The organism is Mycobacterium celatum, from assembly GCF_002101595.1.
In the GTDB taxonomy this organism is placed as follows: domain Bacteria; phylum Actinomycetota; class Actinomycetes; order Mycobacteriales; family Mycobacteriaceae; genus Mycobacterium; species Mycobacterium celatum.
The window spans coordinates 229,711-244,497 of sequence record NZ_LQOM01000016.1 but is presented as its reverse complement, the minus strand read 5'-3'; the positions used below and the strand labels follow the sequence as shown (position 1 = coordinate 244,497).

14 protein-coding genes are annotated in these 14,787 nt (G+C 65.7%); 2 read left to right on the top strand and 12 right to left on the bottom strand.

From position 1 onward, the window contains the following. Positions 1–41: 41 nt before the first annotated feature. From cas2e to AWB95_RS04885, 9 genes are all read right to left on the bottom strand, one after another. Complete coding sequence (gene cas2e / locus AWB95_RS04925) at positions 42–443, bottom strand: type I-E CRISPR-associated endoribonuclease Cas2e (RefSeq protein WP_232315444.1); 402 nt, start codon at positions 441–443, stop codon at positions 42–44. A gap of 8 nt (positions 444–451) precedes the next feature. Next, positions 452–1,399, bottom strand: a complete 948-nt coding sequence (gene cas1e, locus AWB95_RS04920; RefSeq protein WP_062538250.1) for a type I-E CRISPR-associated endonuclease Cas1e — start codon at positions 1,397–1,399, stop codon at positions 452–454. Beyond that, on the bottom strand, positions 1,396–2,076 hold the full coding sequence (gene cas6e / locus AWB95_RS04915; RefSeq protein WP_062538251.1) for a type I-E CRISPR-associated protein Cas6/Cse3/CasE: 681 nt from the start codon (positions 2,074–2,076) through the stop codon (positions 1,396–1,398). Before cas6e ends, cas1e begins: the two co-directional genes overlap by 4 nt. A gap of 3 nt (positions 2,077–2,079) precedes the next feature. After that, positions 2,080–2,805 (bottom strand): type I-E CRISPR-associated protein Cas5/CasD, encoded by a 726-nt coding sequence (gene cas5e, locus AWB95_RS04910; RefSeq protein WP_062538252.1) that lies wholly within the window; start codon positions 2,803–2,805, stop codon positions 2,080–2,082. After that, a complete protein-coding gene (gene cas7e, locus AWB95_RS04905; RefSeq protein ID WP_062538253.1) occupies positions 2,802–3,929 on the bottom strand; it encodes a type I-E CRISPR-associated protein Cas7/Cse4/CasC in 1,128 nt (375 codons plus the stop codon). The genes cas5e and cas7e overlap by 4 nt, the downstream gene beginning before the upstream one ends. After that, entirely contained in the window at positions 3,926–4,579 is a 654-nt protein-coding gene (gene casB, locus AWB95_RS04900) for a type I-E CRISPR-associated protein Cse2/CasB (protein WP_062538254.1), read from the bottom strand. The genes cas7e and casB overlap by 4 nt, the downstream gene beginning before the upstream one ends. Then, entirely contained in the window at positions 4,576–6,219 is a 1,644-nt protein-coding gene (gene casA, locus AWB95_RS04895) for a type I-E CRISPR-associated protein Cse1/CasA (RefSeq protein WP_062538255.1), read from the bottom strand. The genes casB and casA overlap by 4 nt, the downstream gene beginning before the upstream one ends. Further along, positions 6,216–9,008, bottom strand: a complete 2,793-nt coding sequence (cas3, locus tag AWB95_RS04890; RefSeq protein ID WP_238600880.1) for a CRISPR-associated helicase Cas3' — start codon at positions 9,006–9,008, stop codon at positions 6,216–6,218. Before cas3 ends, casA begins: the two co-directional genes overlap by 4 nt. 216 nt (positions 9,009–9,224) lie before the next feature. Next, positions 9,225–10,238, bottom strand: coding sequence for a uroporphyrinogen decarboxylase/cobalamine-independent methonine synthase family protein (locus tag AWB95_RS04885; RefSeq protein ID WP_085167730.1), 1,014 nt, complete (start codon positions 10,236–10,238; stop codon positions 9,225–9,227). A gap of 35 nt (positions 10,239–10,273) precedes the next feature. On the opposite strand from AWB95_RS04885, the gene AWB95_RS04880 reads away from it, so the two are divergent. Further along, positions 10,274–10,894, top strand: coding sequence for a sensor domain-containing protein (locus AWB95_RS04880; RefSeq protein WP_085167728.1), 621 nt, complete (start codon positions 10,274–10,276; stop codon positions 10,892–10,894). Between the two features lie 50 nt (positions 10,895–10,944). Here the strand turns inward: AWB95_RS04880 and mnmA are convergent, their stop codons facing one another. From mnmA to AWB95_RS04865, 3 genes are read right to left on the bottom strand one after another with little or no spacing between them, the layout of a single operon-like run. Further along, positions 10,945–12,027, bottom strand: a complete 1,083-nt coding sequence (gene mnmA / locus AWB95_RS04875; protein ID WP_085167726.1) for a tRNA 2-thiouridine(34) synthase MnmA — start codon at positions 12,025–12,027, stop codon at positions 10,945–10,947. Continuing rightward, a complete protein-coding gene (locus AWB95_RS04870; RefSeq protein WP_085167724.1) occupies positions 12,024–13,202 on the bottom strand; it encodes a cysteine desulfurase family protein in 1,179 nt (392 codons plus the stop codon). Before AWB95_RS04870 ends, mnmA begins: the two co-directional genes overlap by 4 nt. A 21-nt stretch (positions 13,203–13,223) precedes the next feature. After that, complete coding sequence (locus AWB95_RS04865; protein WP_180275963.1) at positions 13,224–13,862, bottom strand: TetR/AcrR family transcriptional regulator; 639 nt, start codon at positions 13,860–13,862, stop codon at positions 13,224–13,226. 72 nt (positions 13,863–13,934) lie between these two features. Between AWB95_RS04865 and AWB95_RS04860 the strand changes: the two genes are divergently transcribed. Further along, positions 13,935–14,774, top strand: coding sequence for a metal-dependent hydrolase (locus AWB95_RS04860; RefSeq protein ID WP_062541335.1), 840 nt, complete (start codon positions 13,935–13,937; stop codon positions 14,772–14,774). Positions 14,775–14,787: the final 13 nt, after the last annotated feature.

Sequence of the window (14,787 nt, the reverse complement as noted above, 5' to 3'; positions counted from 1 at the left end):
GATCGCTTCGATGGGACGGCCGCCAACCATTACAAATCTCTTCAGTGATTGGGCTTGAACTTCCTCCGAGCCTGCCGCCGCTTCCAGACTGTCTCAGAACCGAAACCAGGGCCCTGTCTTGCGGGTTCCGACGGTCGCTTCACCTCGGCTCGCCCACGTCGCTCAGCTGGGACGTAGTCCGGGACGGTCTGCCGTCGCATCAAGCAGATGCCGTCGTGGTCGATAGGTTCCCAATCATGGCCGTGCACCTCGAACGCCAGCCGCTGTTCGTTGCGCGCCGTGTACACCATCAGTGCGCGGCCGTCGCTGACGTACTCGATCACGCGCTGCCACATCAGTTCTCTGACACGAGCGGAAATATGACCTACGAAGACGCCAGGGCTGATCTCCAGTAGCCAGCGAGTTAGGTGGCCACGCAAGCCCGGTGGAACGGCGGTGAGCACGATGACGGTCAGAAGTCTTCTCCGTATCCGTAGGACGTCCCCGCGGGAACGGCCTGGTGCTCATCCGACAGTGAAAGAACGTCGAAGTCCAGGTAATCCCCGAGGTCGGCATCCGAATCACCCAGTAGCAGCGCCTGAATGTCGGCGGCGCACCGCGCGAGAAGTTTGAGGTCGTACAACCGATCTCGCATACGTCGGCGGGTGTCCGCGCCGATGTCGACGTCGACTTCGACAGCGACGTCGAACGCCACGGGAATGCTCAGCTCGGCCTTGTATAGATCGGCGATGTCATAGACGAACGAGCGGTAATGGCCGACATGGATGAATCCGAGCGCCGGTGAGCAGCCGAGCGCAACGATGACCGAGTGGACGATCCCGTAGAGCGCGGCATTGGCCGCTGACAACGCTTGATTAACGGCATCACCGCCTTCCCAGTCTTCAACGTCGTATGTCCGACGTGCCCATTCCACGCCGGTTCGTCGCGAATGTTCCCGGTAGATGCGGCGGATGCGCGCGCCTTCACGGCCGCGGAGTTGCTGCATGGTGAGGTGGGAAACGTCTTCGTCTGGAAAGCGCATCTGGTACATCGACCGCGCAACCTGTAGGCGGGAGCGTGTGTTCGACACCGCTGCGGCCTGCGCTTCCAACAATCGCGATGACCGCGCGAGCGATTGACCATGGGCATAGTAACGCACGCCGCGCTCCCCGATCCACACCACTGTCGAACCGCTATCCGACATGAGCAAGATGGCTTGATGCGTGATCGTCGTACCAGGTCCAAGCAGCAATACGCCCACAGACGCTGCTGGCACGTGGACCGTCCCTCGTTCATCGGTGGCGGTGATGGCGTTGCTATCTCGATTCACGACACACCGCTCCAAATACAGGAACGAGATCCGATCCGATGCCCGGACAAGCTCTTTGGACTCGGTCGGCCGACGTCCGATCGAGTTCATGGCCGATTGTCGCGGGGGTGGGCCAGAGTCAGCAGCCCGCATCCGTATGACTTGGCCCGCCCGATTCCGCGAGTGAGCGCCCAGCGCAGGGCCTCCGGATCGATGACCTCGAGATGGCCCTCGAAAGTGGCCGTCGCGATGGTCACCTGTCCGCCTTTTCGTCGGAAGCGGCGTATCGACCGATCCACGACCGCGAGGTCGACGTCCGCGTGGTCGCCGGCATGTGTGGACGGAACTAGCCGGAAGCCGGCTTTCTGCGAGCGCTGGATGAGCCAGTACTCCTGCTGCTTGACGGTGACGTGTCCCAGCGGCTTGGTGTCCGACCACCCTGCGCGAAGGCCCGAGCGTACGGGGTTGGCGGTGAGCCGGAATTGCCAGTGTTGGCCACTCCGCAGCGATTCCAGTAACGGGTCATAGCAACGTGTTTCCCACGCTTCGGTGGTTGGCCAGCCCGCCTGCTCGGCGATGTGGGTGAAGTCCGGCGTGTCCGGGCTCACCGCATACAGCACAACTCGATGAGCGCTGTAGACATCCAGCCGCCACAACACCCGCCCATCGTCGGTAGGACGACCATCGGCGAACCCCGCCATCACCGCAGCGTGGAGGGCTTGCGGTGACGCCATCAGCAACCGAGCACCACGCCGACGGGCATTGATCACCATCTTGGTCAAGTACATTTCTCAGCCCTCCAACGCTGACATTGGGTCGTGATACCCGCTTGGCGGATGGATCCCGTGCGGGTTAGCAATTTCGACCTGACGGCGCACGACTCTTCTCCAGGTGTATTGCCGACGGTTCGGGTCGAAGCTCACCGGCACATCGCGGATCAGCTCTGAGCCGTCCGACGCGTCAGAGGCATCACAGACGATGGGCAGCCGCACAACTGTGGTTCGTTGCCGCTTTTGGTGTTGCGGATACGCCAGCCAGGGCTGCGTAGCCAGCGCACCTTCCAAATCATCGTCGAAGACTCCCAATGCAACCGGCCACGATGGTGGGCAGGAGCGGCGACCCAGGTAGAGTGGGAAGTGCGGACTTCGGACAGCGTCGTCGATACCGGCGACAAGTTCATGCTCGCCTTCCAGCACGGCGAGATAGACAGCATCCGACATGTAGTAGCGCTGCGAGAGCGGTAGTGGCCTCCATCGGATGCTTCCGCCGCGCTCCTTTGTTGGCTGCCTCGCCGTCTGGAAATCGCGGACGAGTTGACCGGGTTGATCGATTCGGACACCGAACCGAAGGCCCAACAGGGCTTCCAGCGGGTCGGAGCGGCGAATGCCTCTCGCGGCCGCGACCAGACCCAGCACCCCGCTCTTCGTGGGGGCTGTATCGGTGGCGCGACGAACGAAACGGCTACTCGAGCCCCAAGATTGGAGTGGGCCCGCGAGTCTCAGTGCGACGACGCTCATGGGAGTTCCTCAAGCCTGGTGCGCACGATCTGGCCCACCGCCGACACGAGCTCGGCGAACTGCACGTTGGACCCCAGGTCATCGAGACCGGCGGTGTCGTCACCGACGCGCGTGACCCAACTGGCGATCGGTGTCTCGCCGTAAGCGCGCTCGATCTCGACAACCTCATCGCGCAAGGCCTCACAGGCCCGCTTGACGCGGCCGATACGCTCGGATTCGCGGACGGGACGCTCGAACGCGCCGACCAGATTGATCGGCTGACTGTTGCGGGCCAGCACGACAACGGCCTCGGGCAGCGTGCGATTGGCGAATGTGTTCTGCTTTCCCGTCGGCATTGATCGCACAAATGACCGCACGAAGACTTCGACCGCCCGCTGGGTAGCCACAGTGTCCCCGAGGTTGTCGGCGAGTCGGTTGACGTCGACGGTGGCATACCGGTAAAGCGTCGACGAGTTGAACTCGACGGTGCCGATCATGCCGGCTCCGGTTTCCTCGCCTATGTCCTCGACGTAGTCGTCGACGGCGGTGAAATAATCGAACTCGGTCTCGACGGGGTGGACACTGATCGCATGGGCGACCTGGGCAGCGGCGTCCACGTTCATGTCGGCCTGGTCGGCGACCATGCGGCCGAACAACGCAATGTCAACCGAGTGTTCTCGGTCGGCCAGATTCTTGACGTTCGCATCCCTGAGCGCTGTGGACACGTCGTCTGCATCGGCCCCAGCCACCGCGGCCCTTGCCAGAGCCTCGATCTGGCGTCTGCTGAGGAAGACGAGGTAACCGGCCTCGCCTGGTGCTTCCTTCCGCGGTGATTTGGTGACGATACCGATTTCCTTGAACACTGCCTCGGCCAGCTCATCCGCGCGTTCTTCTAACGTGGGCGCTAGTGCAGTGATTTCGGCTGCAAGCAGCTCGATCACCCGCCTGGTTCGAACGCCGAGATCGGCACGGTCCAGAGTCGCTTCGAAATCGGTTCTCGTCGCGCGTTTCCAGCACTGACTGGAAACCCGCGCGCGCCGAGCTCCGCCATAGGTCGCTGTCTTAGGGCTGCCTGTGTCGTCTCTGTTGAGGTTGCTCGGCGGGACGGTCTGCAGGATGTGAATGTCAACAATAGTGCGGTTCATAGTGTTTCACTCCTCTTGTTATCGGGTTGGGATTCGGTAGCGGCGGCATTGGCCTTGGAGTCGCTGCGGTAGAAGTCGCGACCCCAGGCAATTCGAACGTCCTTTGAACGTCGGGGATTAAGCAGCCACAGGGCGTCATCGGCAAATCGGGCGTAGTCGAATCCTTGACCGACGGAGCGCAACTGCGTGACCAGACCCCGAACGTGGACCAGGATCTCATCAATCGATTGCGCGGTTGCAACCGCCATGAACCTCCTCGTCACCGCATCCGCACTTCGCCCCTCCATGCGGGCAAGTCGCCCCACTGCCCGGCCGAACGAAACCCCGCGCACGTGCGCCGGCCCGGACATGGACTGCAGGTGCAATGCGAATAAGGTCAGTGCGGCGTGGGCGGCTTGCTCGGCATAACTCGGTTCGTCGCGATCCCATTGCAGCGACTCCGGGACCGCCGCGATCGTGTACTCCCAGACTTCGGGAACGCTTCCAGCTGTCTTACCGAGGGCACGCCGCAGCGTGGCTAGGTCTGCTCGGGCACTGGGTGAGCCTGCGAGGTACTCGGATTGCAGGTGATCGAATCTCCAGTCGAGCGCCCGTCCGAGCTGACCCAATATCCTCGACTGCGACGGCGAACCGGCGGTGGATGTGGTCATGGCGCAGCTACCTCCAATGTCGTGATCTTTGGCCTCGCCGGCGGGAACAGGCGGCGAATTGCGGCGTTAAACCATGTCTCGGCGATCGAGACGTTTATGAGATGACCCCGCACCTCTCGCCCCACCCACGCTGAGGGCGGCGCGGCAGATATCAGCTCAGCCGCGATCTGACGGGCTGACTCGCTGACGACCTCCCGCCACCGGCTTCGTGCCGCATCGACGTCGACACCGGGCACCAACGTTGCTACCCAACGCCGATATGGCTCTTCAAGAGCCGCATACAAGAGTTCGCGCGCCGAATCACCCGCCCCCGATTTCGGTTCGGCCCCCGCGGCCTGAGCAACGTTGTCGGCCAATTTCCATGTCTCCGAAGCGGCCTGGTCCGCATCGGCCACCGCCTCAACCGCTGCGCGGCCTACCTCCGGGTGGTCCTCACGCAGAACGAGGATCGACAGCGGCAAGATGTCGTCGACAATGTCGGCGATGGTTGCGTTCTGCTCGGCATAGTCGGCGCCGCAAATCCAGATTCGGGGCTTGTAGTTGTCGGGCAACAGGCCGTTGGCCACGAGGTCACTGATCCACTGCAACACTCCCGGCGCTAGGAACGGTTGTGGCTCGGAGCCTGAACTGCTGCGGCGTCCTGAAACCGACGGGAGCAGCGCCGCCAGACCACGCCACACCGAACGGTTCGGGTCATGCTGGAGCGGCATGTAAACCGTCATCTTGTGTTTCTTCGTCTGCGGATCGCTGTACCGCCACGCGCTGTGCGGCTCCAGACCGTGCAGATTCTGGGGCTGGATCTTGTCGCCGTTAGCCAAGACCACCTGGGAGACACCCTCGCGACTTCCCACAAGCCGAACCCGTCGGGTCTGCCACGTATAAAGATCGATCGTCCCCCGAGGGGGTCGCTCGTGTGACGACGGCCCGTCCGGATCGCGTTCCCACGGCGGCACATCGTCAGGCGCACCGACGCGGACATAGGATTCGACATCGCGGCCGATCAGGTTCAGCACCAGAGTTTCCCGAACGTCACTGCCTTGGAGCAGGATCCCGCCAACTTGGCCGGACCACCCCGTCCCGATCGGATAGCCTCTGCCACCCTTCACCCTCGGATCGCCCACGGCGCCGGACCTGATCCCCGAGGGGTCGAAGGCGTGGACGTGGACAAGCCAGCGCGCCGCCTCAGCGGCGCTGACCCGCTCTAAGCTGGCAGCTGATCGAGTGGTGAAAAACGGTGCGCCATTGGGCACGTCGCTGACGATCTTCTCCAGCCCTGATGCTTCGTTTTTCGCTGTATGCAGCCCAGCCACTTGGAAGAACGGTGCGACCGGGTCGAAGAGGTCGAACCTGTGATGAAATCGATTCGCATACACCCGAATCTGTTCCATCGGAAGTTCATCGGCCGTCCACAGATCAACCCATTCGTCCTGATCGGCTGGGCCGTCCAACGCACGATGCAGGAACGCCAGCAGCATCCGGATGATGGCAAAGGCTTGAGTGGCCAGATCGCCGCCGATCGCGACAAAACGACGAGCGGCGTCAAACAATCCAAGGATAGACACTTCCTGCTCGCGGCCGTTGTTGTCTAACACGGCGATCCACGGCTCGTCGAGCAGATTGAAACCGTTGTGGTCGTTCATGAATCGAGCACCTCCAGACCGCGGTCGGGTGTGTAGCGAATGAGACGGTCATTGATCACTCCGCCGCCGTCGCCATCAACGACTACGACCGGCAGGCGGTAGATGAACTGAGATTGCTCCCAGGTTTCGGGCGTGGCCACCCACAGTGACTCTTCGGCATCAGCGTTGCTGAATTCCAGAGGAAGTCGGATCGAGCATGAGGCCAAGATCGACGCCAGTTCGTCTGGCGGTGTCTGGTCGCGGGGCACCAGCAGGGCCGCCTGGTCTGTGGGAAGCCAAGCGGGTGTCTGCCATTCGCCGGAGGCGTTCTCCTGCACGAGGATTGCCTCGAGGGTGGGCACACCATCGCGGACCTGGCCTTGGCCTTGCGCCTCCTCATCGGCTTCACCGACACTGCCGGACACCCAGCCGAGGATGGCTTTGCCTGCTCGCGGCGGCGCAGCGATTTGGAACTTCTTCGCGTCCGCGATGCGTTGATCGATCTGCTGCAGCCATTTCGCGCGCGCATCCTCGACGGCCTGCTCCCACGATGCGGGCTCGATGGTTTCTGGACCGTATGCCGCCCGAACCAGAGGAGAGATGTCGTCGGGGAGCTCGATGGTTCGGCCCAGCTTGGGTAACAGCACGGCCGCTGAACGCAGCAGCGGATAAGTGCGGTAAACATGTTGCGCCGCCGCTGCCTCCAGCTCAGGAGGCGCTTCGGCAAGATCCACGCCGGTGATATAGGTGTGTGCCGACCGCAACTTCGCCGGCCGATCGCATTGATCGATGCCACGCTGGTGGCGGTGCAGACGCCCCATGCGTTGCAACACCAGATCGATCGGTGCGAGATCGCTGACCAACACGTCAAAGTCGACGTCGAGTGACTGTTCGACGACCTGAGATGACACCACGATCTGCCTAGCCGGGCGGGTTACCCTCGGCCCGGGTGGCCCGAATCGCGCAAGCAGTTCCCCGTCCTTCCGGATTCGGTCCGCCGCGATGAACCGGGAATGAGCGACCGTCACCGCGCCCGGAAACTCCTCTTGAAGCGCCGTTGCCGTCCGCTGCACACGGCGAACGGTGTTGCGCACGATAAGTGCGCACCCGCCGTCGGACAAGAGGTCTCGAAGCAGCGCGACGAGGGCGTCGAGATCATCGTCGGCACCGCCGCCGAGCGCGTCGACGAACACCGTTGTTCGTCGACCCGACGGTGGTACGGGACAGCTGGCACTCCGGCTATCCTCGGTCCACGAAATAATCGGATAGCGGTCGTCGCCGACGTCGTCGGCATTGACTGGCGCTGTTGTGTTTTCGGCAATTGCCTGTCCAGTTTTGTAGGCGTTCAGCAGCTCGTGGCGGCGGTCGGGCGGCAATGTCGCGGACAACGCGACGACGGGGATGCGGTAGGCGCCGAGCCATGTAAGGACTTTCGTCAGATAGGAATTCATGAAGACGTCGTAGGCATGCACTTCGTCCAGCACGACGATCTTCCCGGCCAAAGCCAAGTGCCGCAGCATCAAGTGACGGGCCTTGAGCCCGGCGAACAGCAGCTGATCGATGGTCCCGACCACAAAGTTGGCCAATTGCGACTTCTTCCGGCCGGACAACCACGAGTGCGCCACCACGGCGTGCCCGGGCGTGTGCTGGCCTGAATCGCATTGCTCGTCGCATCCGATCTGCACTGACCGACCGGCGTCGACGAGTCCCTGAAAAAGCCGGTTAAGGCGGGCTTTCCCGTGACTGAGCGTGATGGCACCCACGGCTTCATCATTTGCGTCGAGTGCGTCGAGCCAGGTGACGACGCGCTCGAACATCGCGTCGGTCGTCGCTTGTGTGGGTAACGCAATATGCACTCCACCGCTGCCCCACCGCCGCGCCATTACCTCCACGGCGGCGAGCGCGGCTTCCGTCTTACCTTCCCCCATCGGGGCCTCGATGATCACCAGCCCCGGGCTCGCCATCTCCTCAGCGACTCTGCACGCCGTCTCCTGCATCGGCCGCGGCTTAGCACCCAGAGGCAGGCGGAATCGGGTCGCGAAAACCCGCTCGAGGGTCTCGACGGGGCCCGCGGGCTCCCACGGCGCGGGTAAGGCAAGACGCTCCAACGCCCGACTGGCACGTTCGGGCTCCTCGATTACTTCAGGGAGTTCAACCCCGTAGAACGGGAACAGGGATTCGTTGCTGGCGATCCAATCGGACAGGATCACCAGACCTGTGACCACCACCTGGAACGTGGCCGGCAAATGGACGTTGCGCCACACATCCAGATGTTCTTCGGCGGCGGTCCGGGCGGCCACGCGGTCGGCAAGTTCACGTTGGACCTCGCACCACCGGCCGTCACCGTAGAGCTTCGGCACTTCAGCGGGGTTCGCCCCGTCGAGGGTGTCTCCGTCCGGCGGCACACCATGGTGACCGCCCAATACCACCGCCCAGGCCGCAACTGACCGTGCTGGCCAGCCTCGGTCCAGCAACCATCGGCGCAGTATGTGGTGGCCCGCCACGGAATGGTGCGCTTTATGCCGGTCGGCAAGTTCGGCCTTCGTCGGCGGCATGTAGAGCCCCTGCTCACGCATCCGCTGCGCCAGGTGGTCGCTCTGCACTGCAAACGCCGGCGTGGCTTTACCAAGATCGTGCAGGCCCGCCAGAAACATGATTGCAGTACGCGTTGCGGTGACGTCGTCACCGAATGGGCGCGCCAGCAGGTCGACGACTGGACGTGGTAGCCACCGGTCGAACAGGCCGCACGCAATATCGGACGCGTCGTCCATGTGCCGCCACAACGGCAGCCACGCACCGTCGTCGTTCAACGACTTCGCCCACGCAGAACGAGCTGCGCTGCTCAATCCAATTAGTGCCCTCGTCACTGCTGTACTCCGCTCTCGGACAGTCGCGGCGAGCATTGCACACGTAACCGACAAGCCGGTTGAAATTCACCTACCTGGTGTGATACAAGCCCGCGAGGGGCCCGTTACCCATGGTCGCCAAAATCCGTCCGGCCTGATGCGCAACCTTTCGGTTGCATTTCAGATCGCGTCGGGATCCTCAGCGAATGCCTCGGCGGCCTTGCGGGCAAGCTCGACGGCGGTGCGGGCCCACTCGGCTGTGGCGCCGGCCAGGCCACACGCCGGGGTGACGCCGATCCGGTCGCGCAGCGCGGACCGGGCGAAGCCGAGCCGGTCGATCACCGCGACGGCGGCTTTGGCGACCTCCTCCGCCGACGGCCGGCGCACCGGCTCCGTGGCGGCCACGGCGCCCAGCACCACGGTTCTGCCGGAGTCGACGAACTCCGCGACGCCGTCCAGATCAGCGGGCTGCAGAGTCGACACGTCCACCGACACTGCATGTATCCCGCTGCGCTGCAACACCTTCCACGGCAGGCCCGGCGCGCAGCTGTGCACCAGGACGTCGGCGCCGACGGCGGCCACACACCCGTCGAGCAGCGTGGTAGCCAGCGTCTCGTCGATCGGGTGCACCGGGCTCAGTGCCGTCACTCCGGTCAGCCGTCCGGCCAGCGCCGCCGGCAGCGACGGTTCGTCGAACTGCACGACGACAGCTGTGTCGAGCCGCCGCGCCACCGTCGCCCGATGGGCGGCCACCCCTTCGGCCAGTGAGGCGGCCAGGTCGCGGATCGCACCGGCGTCGGTGATGGCGCGGTGGCCGTTGCCCAGCTCCAGCTCGGCGGCCAGCGTGACGGGCCCGGGCGCTTGCACCTTGACGGCGCGCCCGCTGCCCCGCAGGCCCGCCGTTTCCCAGGCCTCTTCCAGCGCGTCGACGTCCTCGTCGAGCAGGCTGGCCGCTCGGCGGGTCACGGCGCCGGGACGGGCTGCGGCGCGGTATCCGCGCGGCACCGTGTCGATCGCGACGTCGATCAGCAACGCGCCTGCGCGACCGATCATGTCGGCGCCCACTCCCCTGGCGGGCAGCTCGACGATGTGGGCCAGCGCGCCCGCCAGCTCACCGACCACGACCTCCGCGGCCTGCCGCGCAGCGGTACCGGGCCACGATCCGGTCCCGCTGGCCGTCGCGAAAGCAGTCACCGGCCAACCGTACGGTCCCCGGCTAGCCTCGAGGGATGCGGATACCGGCACGCGTGCTGCTGGTGTGTTGCTCGGCGTTACTGAGCGTGGCGTGCACGCGGGTGGTCGGCGGCGTGGCGGTGCCGGCATTTCCCGGGACCCTGTCGTCCGTCGTCGACCACATCCTGCTCGACCAACCGCGGATGCAAGCGATCACCGGCGGTGGCGAGAACCTGACCATCATCCCGTCGATGGACGGCAAGTCGCCGGTGGACCTCGATGAGCTTGCCGAGCATGCGCCGCCGGAATGCCGGTTCATCTATGCCGAGACGGCCACCTTCGGACCCGATGTCGAGGAGTTCCACAAGATCACCTTCCAGTACCCGCCGCGGGGCGGACTGATCTCCGAGGGCGCAGCCGCCTACCGTGACGCCGTCACCGCCCGGCACGCCTTCGACGTCCTGGTGTCAACGGTCGAGAACTGCGCGGACACGTCGGACGGATCGCTCTACATCGGCGACTGGCACGCCGACGACCAGTCGCTAAAGACGCGCCCCGGCAACTGCGGGCGCGACTACCGGCTCAAGTCAGTCGTGTTGGTGGAGGTCACGTTCTGCGGCTTTCCGGAGTCGGTGTCCGACATCGTGATCACGAACATCGCCGCCAATATTCCCTAGCGACGAGCGTGCACTGGTGGCGAGAACCCACCGCCGGATTGTCGCCCTGGTTACACGCTCGGCGATGCGCTGGATATCGTGGCGCTGCCGATCACCTCGTCGCCGTCGGGATCCGGGCGGTAGAGCACCAGGGTCTGGCCGGGCGCTACCCCGCGCAGCGGCGCGCGCAGCCGCACCGCGAGCTTGTCGTCCACCAATTCGGCTACCGCGTCGACGGTTTCGCCGTGGGCGCGCACCTGCACCGCGCATTCGACGGGTCCCGACGGCGCCGCGCCGGTGGTGAAGACGGGCTTCTGCCCGGTCAGCGTCCACACGTCCAGGTCCGCGGCGGCGCCGACTCGCACGGTGCCGCTGTCGGCGTCGATCGCGGTCACATAGCGCGGCCGGCCGTCCGGGCCGGGACCGGCGATGCCCAGCCCCTTGCGCTGCCCGATCGTGAAGCCGTGCACGCCGTCGTGTTCGGCCAGCACGGCGCCTCGCGCGTCGACTACGACGCCACGGCGCACGCCGATGCGGCTGCCCAGAAAGGCGCGGGTGTCCCCGGACGGGATGAAGCAGATGTCGTGGCTGTCCGGCTTTTCCGCGACCGCCAGGCCACGCCGGGCGGCCTCGGCGCGGATGGCCGGCTTGGGGGTGTCGCCGATCGGGAATGCGGCGTGGCGCAGCTGCTCGGCGGTCAGCACCGCCAGCACGTAGGACTGGTCCTTGTCGCGGTCGACCGCGCGGCGCAGCCGCCCGCCGGCCAGCCGGGCGTAGTGCCCGGTGGCCACGGTGTCGAAGCCCAGCGCTACCGCGCGGGCCGCCAGCGCCGAGAATTTGATCCGCTCGTTGCAGCGCACGCACGGGTTGGGGGTCTCGCCTCGCGCGTAGGAGGACACGAAGTCGTCGATCACGTCTTCCTTGAACCTGTCAGCGAAATCCCAGACATAGAACGGGATTCCGAGCACGTCGGCGACTCGGCGGGCGTCGCCCGCGTCCTCCTTGGAGCAGCAGCCCCGCGATCCGGTGCGCAGCGTGCCGGGCGCGGTGGACAGCGCCAGGTGCACGCCGACGACGTCGTGCCCAGCGTCGACCATTCGGGCGGCGGCCACCGACGAGTCGACGCCGCCGCTCATTGCGGCCAGCACCTTCATCGCGACACCCCCGCGGCGGCCAGCGCGGCCTGCCGGGCCCGCGCGACCGCTCCCGGCAGCACCCGCAGTGCCGCATCGACGTCGGTATCAACGCTGGTGTGCCCCAACGACAATCGCAACGACCCGCGGGCACTGGCCACGTCGGCGCCCATTGCCAGCAGCACGTGCGACGGCTGCGCCACCCCGGCGGTGCAGGCCGAGCCGGTCGAGCATTCGATTCCGTTGGCGTCCAACAACATCAGCAGCGCATCACCCTCACAGCCGTCAAAGGTGAAGTGCGCGTTGCCGGGCAGCCTCGCGTCCCGGGGCCCGTTGAGACGCACGTCGTCGATCCCGGTCAGCACACCGTCGATCAGCCGGTCGCGCAGCGCACGAAGCCGCGCGCTGTTGGCCTCCAGCCCGTCGACCGCGATCTGTGCGGCGGTCGCCATTCCGACCGCGCCGGCGACATCGGGTGTGCCGGAACGGATGTCCCGCTCCTGCCCGCCGCCGTGCGAGAGTGGCACACATGTGACGTCGCGGCGCAGCAGCAACGCCCCGACTGCGGGCGGGCCGCCGAACTTGTGCGCGGCCACGCTCATCGCGGACAGCCCGCTGCCGGCGAATACGACCGGTAGCTGGCCGACGGCCTGAACGGCGTCGCTGTGCATCGGAACATCGAATTCCGCTGCGATAGGGGCGAGTTCGCTGATCGGCATGATCGTGCCGACCTCGTTGTTGGCCCACATCACCGACACCAGCGCGACGTCGTCGTGGCTCTCCAAAACATCGCGAAGCGCCGCCGGCGACACCGATCCGTCCGAGGCGGCCGGCAGCCAGGTCACCTCGGCGCCCTCGTGTTCGGCCAGCCACGTGACGGCGTCCAGCACGGCGTGGTGTTCGACCGCGGTGGTGACGATGCGCCGGTGGCGCGGGTCGGCGTCGCGACGCGCCCAGTAGATGCCCTTGACCGCCAGATTGTCGCTCTCTGTGCCGCCCGCGGTGAAGATCACCTCGGAGGGCCGGGCGCCGAGCGTGTCGGCGATCAGCTCGCGGGATTCCTCCATCCGGCGCCGCGCCGCCCGCCCGGCGGTGTGCAGCGAGGAGGCGTTACCGACGGTGCCCAGCACGGCCGTCATCGCCTCGATGGCAGCGGGATGCATCGGGGTGGTGGCGGCGTGGTCGAGGTACACCATGACCCGCCCAGGATACCGACGCTATTCAGTGGCTCCGTCTGCCAGGACGTAGCCGGCCAGGCTGCCCAGCAGCCCGGCGCAGTGCTCGACGAGTTGGTCCGGGGTGTAGTCGAGTTCGCCGTCGGCCCAGCGGCGCAACACTTCGAACACCCCGCCGACGCCCACGATCGCGGCGAGTTGGCCGACCTTGACCGCGGAATCGGGGATGTTCAGGTGCAGCTGGGACTGTTGCCAGACCAGGTCGGCGAAGCTGGCCATCAGCTCGCTGCGAAGGCGGCGCAGGGTGGGCTCGGTGCCCGATTCCACGAACAGAATCCGGGCCAGGCGCGAATTGTCGCGAATGATGGCCAGCAACGCGCGGATCGGGGCTTGCGCCAACGCGTCGGGCGTGGTGGTGCCCTCGGGGATGGCCTTGAGGATGGCGTCTTGGATGGTGGTGCGGAGTTCCTCGGCGACGGCGCGCAGCAACGCGTCGCGGTCGGCGAAGTGCTGGTAGAAGTAGCGCGAAGTGACGCCGGACGTGGCGCAGACCGCGGTCACGGTGGTGTCCGCGGCGCCACGCGTGCCCATCAGCTCGATCGCCGTGTCGATCAGGCGCGCCCGGCGTCCGGCCTCACGCTGCTCGGCTGTCATGCCGCCATAGATCCGCGCCGGGCTCACGGGCTACAGTCTGTCATTCTCATCTGACTAGGGGTAAAGTCACATGTGAGCTTGCCGACAAGGAGAACAACTATGTCCAACCGCCCTGCCCTGAGAGCCCGTCGCGTCCAGTTCACGCTGCCCACGGGCACCCGGAAGCATTACGCCGGCGACGACCTCGTGATGAGCCACTTCCTCGCGATACTGTCTGCCGCGTTCCCGGAGGGTGAGGACTTTTTCATCCGGTCCGTGCGCAACTATCGCGACCAGATCACCGACCCGGAACTGCAGCAGGCGGTCAAGGGGTTCATCGCGCAGGAGGCCACCCACCGCCAGCAACACCGGCTGCTCAACGACCGCCTCCAGGAGATGGGCTATCCCACCGCACGGTTCGACCGCCACGTCGCATGGTTGCTCGCCAAGCTGGAAAAGGTGTTCTCCACGGAGATGGCCTTGGCCGGCACCGCAGCCCTGGAGCACTACACGGCCACGCTGGCGGAGCTTTTACTGACCGACGACGAGATGCTGGACCTGCTCGACCGATCGGACGTGCGCCAGCTACTGCTGTGGCACGCCTTCGAAGAGTGTGAGCACAAAGCGGTGGCCTTCGACGTGTTCCAAGCGGTCGGCGGAACCGAGCGCACGCGGGTGCGGGCCATGCGGATCGCCACCGCGATCTTCCTGGCCGAGGTGGTCTTCCAGACGCTGCGCTCGATGGCCCGCGACCGCGCGTCCTACAACCCGCGGCGGCTGCTGCGCAGCCTCAACGATTTCCGTAAATCGCCGTTGCTGCGCGCCGAGACCCGTCGTCGCATCGCCGACTACATCCGCCCGGGGTTCCACCCCGACGACTGGGACAGCACCGAGGTCCTCGACCGCTGGTCCAAGGAACTCTTCGACGCGGACGGTAACCAGCTCGTGCAGGCGCGTTAACCTGCCGAGCAGA